Source organism: Streptomyces sp. KLMMK (genome assembly GCF_036961605.1).
Taxonomy (GTDB): domain Bacteria; phylum Actinomycetota; class Actinomycetes; order Streptomycetales; family Streptomycetaceae; genus Streptomyces; species Streptomyces telluris.
On the sequence record NZ_JBAMDC010000455.1, the window covers coordinates 1 to 4786 of the forward strand.

At 71.5% G+C, this 4786-nt stretch carries 6 protein-coding genes and 1 riboswitch; of the genes, 2 read left to right on the forward strand and 4 right to left on the reverse strand.

The window, feature by feature from the left end:
• On the forward strand, nucleotides 1-2202 hold a 2202-nt coding region (locus tag V7793_RS33445), incomplete at its 5' end, for a transglycosylase domain-containing protein (protein WP_336013460.1).
• 40 nt (nucleotides 2203-2242) lie between these two features.
• Here the strand turns inward: V7793_RS33445 and V7793_RS33450 are convergent.
• The 3 genes from V7793_RS33450 to V7793_RS33460 form a co-directional block, all read right to left on the reverse strand.
• Nucleotides 2243-2563, reverse strand: coding sequence for a DMT family transporter (locus tag V7793_RS33450; protein WP_058044297.1), 321 nt, complete (start codon nucleotides 2561-2563; stop codon nucleotides 2243-2245).
• 31 nt (nucleotides 2564-2594) lie between these two features.
• Nucleotides 2595-2655, reverse strand: a riboswitch (guanidine-III (ykkC-III) riboswitch).
• 11 nt (nucleotides 2656-2666) lie between these two features.
• Nucleotides 2667-2969, reverse strand: a complete 303-nt coding sequence (locus tag V7793_RS33455) for a GroES family chaperonin (RefSeq protein WP_058046871.1) — start codon at nucleotides 2967-2969, stop codon at nucleotides 2667-2669.
• A 103-nt stretch (nucleotides 2970-3072) separates the two neighbouring features.
• On the reverse strand, nucleotides 3073-3393 hold the full coding sequence (locus V7793_RS33460) for a DUF3618 domain-containing protein (protein WP_336013461.1): 321 nt from the start codon (nucleotides 3391-3393) through the stop codon (nucleotides 3073-3075).
• 141 nt (nucleotides 3394-3534) lie between these two features.
• On the opposite strand from V7793_RS33460, the gene bcp reads away from it, so the two are divergent.
• Entirely contained in the window at nucleotides 3535-4002 is a 468-nt protein-coding gene (bcp, locus tag V7793_RS33465; protein ID WP_336013462.1) for a thioredoxin-dependent thiol peroxidase, read from the forward strand.
• 76 nt (nucleotides 4003-4078) lie between these two features.
• Here the strand turns inward: bcp and V7793_RS33470 are convergent.
• Nucleotides 4079-4786, reverse strand: a 708-nt coding sequence (locus V7793_RS33470) for a sensor histidine kinase (protein WP_336013463.1), incomplete at its 5' end; no start/stop codon positions are given.

A 4786-nucleotide genomic window follows, 5' to 3' on the forward strand; every position in this document is an offset into this window, starting at 1 on the left:
GGCCGCAACGGCCGCCGCCGCACCGGCTGGCGGCGCCTCCTGCCCACCTGGCGGATGGTGCTGGGCGCCTTCCTGCTCCTCGTCCTCCTCGTCGCGGGCGGCCTCATCGCCGGCTACATGCTCGTGCAGATCCCCGCCGCCAACCAGGCCGCGGTCGCCGAGAGCAACGTCTTCCTCTACGCCGACGGCAGCCAGCTGGCGCGCGACGGCGAGGTCAACCGCGAGAGCGTGCCGCTCAGCAAGGTGCCCCGCACCGTGCAGCACGCCGTGCTCGCCGCCGAGGACCGCGACTTCTACTCCGAATCCGCCGTGAACCCCGAGGCCATGCTCCGCGCCGCCTGGAACACCGTCACCGGAAAGGGCAAGCAGTCCGGCTCCACCATCACCCAGCAGTACGTGAAGAACTACTACCTGGGTCAGGAGCAGACCATCACCCGCAAGGTGAAGGAATTCTTCATCGCCATCAAGCTGGACCGCGAGGAGAGCAAGGACGACATCCTCGAAGGCTATTTGAACACCAGTTACTTCGGCCGCAACGCCTACGGCATCCAGGCCGCCTCCCAGGCGTACTACGGCAAGGACTCCGACAAGCTGAACACCGCCGAGGGCGCCTACCTCGCCACGCTCCTCAACGCCCCGAGCCTGTACGACGTCGGCGCCCACCCCGAGAACCAGGCGCGCGCCACCGCCCGCTGGAACTACGTCCTCGACGGCATGGTCAAGAAGAAGTGGCTGAGCCAGGACGAGCGCAACGCCATGAAGTTCCCCTCCCCCGGCAAGGCGCGGGCGCGCCTCGGCATGTCCGGCCAGCGCGGCTATCTGGTGGAGGCGGTCAAGGACTACCTCACCAGCAACAAGATCGTCGACGAGCAGACGCTCGCCCGCGGCGGCTACCGCATCACCACGACCATCGAGAAGAAGAAGGAGGAAGCCTTCGTCAGCGCCGTCCAGAAGCAGCTGATGGACGAGCTCAGCGACAACCGCACGGTCGACCGGTACGTGCGGGCGGGCGGCGCCTCCATCGACCCGCGCACCGGCCGGGTCGTCGCCCTCTACGGCGGCATCGACTACACCAAGCAGTTCGTCAACAACGCCACCCGCCACGACTTCCAGGTCGGCTCCACCTTCAAGCCGTTCGTCTTCACCTCCGCGGTCGCCAACGACGCGTCCACGCAGGACGGGCGCACCATCACCCCGTACACGCTCTACGACGGCACGAACAAGCGCCCCGTGCAGGGGCCGGACGGGCCCGTCGGCTACGCCCCCGCCAACGAGGACGACATCTCCTACGGACGGATCACCGTCACCAAGGCCACCGACCTGTCCGTCAACGCCGTCTACGCCCAGATGGCCCAGGACGTCGGCCCGGCCAAGGTCAAGGACACCGCCGTCGCCCTCGGCATCCCCGAGAACACCCCCGACCTGACCGCGACCCCCTCCATCGCGCTCGGCGTCGCCAACGCCAGCGTCCTGGACATGACCCAGGCGTACGCGACGCTCGCCAACCACGGGCGGCACGGCGCGTACACCCTGGTCGACAAGGTCGCCAAGGGCGCCGAGATCGTCCCGCTGCCGGGCAAGGACGTGAAGCAGGCCGTGACGCGCACGGCCGCCGACACCACGACCTCGATCCTGGAGAGCGTCGTCGAGAACGGCACCGGCCGCGGCGCGCAGGCCGCGGGGCGGCCCGCGGCGGGCAAGACCGGCACCGCCGAGGACGACAAGGCCGCGTGGTTCGCGGGCTACACCCCCGACCTCGCGACCGTCGTCGCCGTGATGGGCCAGGACTCCGATACCGGCGAGCACAAGTCCCTCTACGGGGCCGCCGGGCAGGCCCGCATCAACGGCGGCGGTTTCCCCGCCGACATCTGGGCCGCCTACACCGCCGCCGCCCTCCGGGGCACCTCCGTCAAGGACTTCGACCTGGAGCTGGACAGCGGCGCCCGCATCCCGACCATGGAGCCGCCGGTGACCTCGACGCCGCCGGAGATCCCCGCGCCGCCCACGCCGCCGGCGCCGCCCACCGGGCCGCCCACGCCGTCGCTCCCGCCGCTGCCGCCGACCGGGCCGCCGCCGGGCTTCCCGACGGGGCCGCCGTCACCGCCGTCGCTGCCGGGGTTCCCCACGTTCATCCCGAACGAGCCGAAGGACGGGGGAGGGGTCGGCGGCCTGGACCGGGATCTGCTGGGCGGCGACTACTGAGCACGGGTGCGGGGGGGCGTCCCCGGCCCCCCGCGGTCGCTCAGTGGCCCGACGTCGCCTTCAAGCCCACCACCGCCACGAGCAACAGCACGATGAAGAAGATCCGCGCGGCCGTGGCCGGCTCGCCCAGGACCAGCATGCCCAGGACCGCCGCACCGGCCGCGCCGATGCCGACCCACACGCCGTAGGCCGTACCGATGGGGAGGGACTTCGCCGCCTGCGACAGCAGCAGCATGCTGGCGGCGATACCCGCGATGGTGAACACGCTCGGCCACAGCCGGGTGAACCCTTCGGTGAACTTCATGCCGATCGACCAGCCGACCTCGAGCAGACCGGCGACGGCGAGCAGGACCCATGCCATGACGGCACCTCCGTGGACGAGAGCTTCCAGGGGTGCGTCGTCTTGTCCTGACCCGGTACGGCGCGTCTCGTCGGGTTCAGACAACCGTACCAAAAGGGGCGTACTACAGATAGAGGCCCGTGGAGTCCTCCGAGCCCTCCAGCCGCTCCGCGGCCACGGCGTGCAGATCGCGCTCACGCATCAGCACGTACGCCACGCCCCGGACCTCCACCTCGGCCCGGTCCTCGGGGTCGTACAGCACCCGGTCGCCCGGCTCCACCGTGCGCACGCTCTGCCCGACCGCCACGACCTCGGCCCAGGCCAGCCGACGGCCCACCGCCGCCGTCGCGGGAATGACGATGCCGCCGGAGGACCGGCGCTCGCCCTCCGGGATGTCGGTCCGGACCAGCACGCGGTCGTGCAGCATCCGGATGGGCAGCTTGTCGTGGCTGGGGTTCGTACTCACGCAGACGACCGTACCCGCCCGCACCCGGCCCCGCGGCCACGGATCACGGATCCGTGGATGTGACCTACGCCCCGCGGCGCTTCGACGACACGGCGATCAGACCCAGCACGCCCACCGCGACCATCGCCACCGGCACGATCCGGTCCAGCCGCGGAGCGCCCTCCTCCGTCGTGAAGCGCGCCTTCGCGTCCGACACCAGCCGGTGCGCCGCCGCACAGGCACGGCCCGCGGTGTGGTCCACCTTCGCGGCGACCTTCGCCTTCGCGTCGCCCACGATCGTGCTCGGGTGCATCCGCACGCCGATCTCGTCGAGCGTCACGGCGAGCTCGTTCCGCCTGCGGGCGATGTCCGCCTCGATCTGCGCAGGGGTCCTGGCATCCGACACCGCGCTGCCTCCGTCGTCTCGATAAGAGTGATGATGAGTGATGACGACAGTCTGTCAGCTCGCCGGACCCCGTGCCCCGCGGCACCCCCGATCGGGCCGGTGACTACGCTCGGGACGCAGGCCCACGACCCGAGGAGAGCCATGAGCGAGCGACTGCAGCCCGGCGACACCGCCCCCGCCTTCACCCTTCCCGACGCCGACGGCAACCCGGTCTCGCTCGCGGACCGCAAGGGCCGCAAGGTGATCGTCTACTTCTACCCCGCCGCGCTCACCCCCGGCTGCACCAAGCAGGCCTGCGACTTCACCGACAACCTCGACTTCCTCGCCGGCCAGGGCTACGACGTGATCGGCGTCTCCCCCGACAAGCCGGAGAAGCTCGCGAAGTTCCGCGAGAAGGAGAGCCTCAAGGTCACGCTCGTCGGCGACCCGGAGAAGAAGGTCCTGGAGGCGTACGGCGCCTTCGGCGAGAAGAAGCTGTACGGGAAGACCGTCACCGGGGTGATCCGCTCGACGGTGATCGTCGACGAGGACGGCAAGGTGGAGCGTGCGCTCTACAACGTGAAGGCCACGGGCCACGTAGCGAAGATCATCAAGGACCTGGGCCTGTAGCCGGCCGGCGGGCCCGCCTGGATTCGCCGGTCTGCCTGGATTCGCCGGGCCCGGCGGATCCAGGCGGGACGGGTCGTCACTCGCCCTCCGCAGGAGCCTCCGCCTCGGGGAGGTCCAGGATCGCCTGCGCGCCCCCGCCCCGCGCCGTGCCGAACTCCAGCCGCGCCCCCAGCACCACCGCCTGGCCCACCGCGATCGTCAGCCCGAGGCCGTGCCCCGTGCCGCGTTCCGGCGCCGCCGTACGGAACCGGCGCGGGCCCTGGTCCACCAGGTCCGGCGGATAGCCGTCGCCGTGGTCGCGCACCACGATCCGCGTGCCCTCCACGGTGACCTCGATCGGCGGCTTCCCGTGCTTCGCCGCGTTGGCCAGGATGTTCACCAGGATGCGCTCCACGCGGCGGGCGTCCGTCGCCACGATGCGGCCCTCGCCGACCACCTCGACCACCACGTCGTCGACCCCGCGCTGGCCCTGCGCCCGCTTGACGATCCCGCGCACCAGCGACGGCAGCTCGACGGCGTCCAGCTGGGCGCGCTCCCGGCCGGCGTCCAGCCGGGACACCTCCAGCAGGTCCTCCACCAGCACCCGCATCGTCTGCGCGCGCTCGCGCACCATCTCCACCGCCCGCGGGTGCGGCAGCAGCTCCGCCGAGGCCACGAGCCCGGCCACCGGCGTCCGCAGCTCGTGCGCCACGTCCGCCGTGAACTCCCGCTCCGCCTCCACGCGCGCCGCCAGCGACGTCGCCATGTGGTGCACGGAACGGCCCAGCTCCGCGACCTCGTCCCG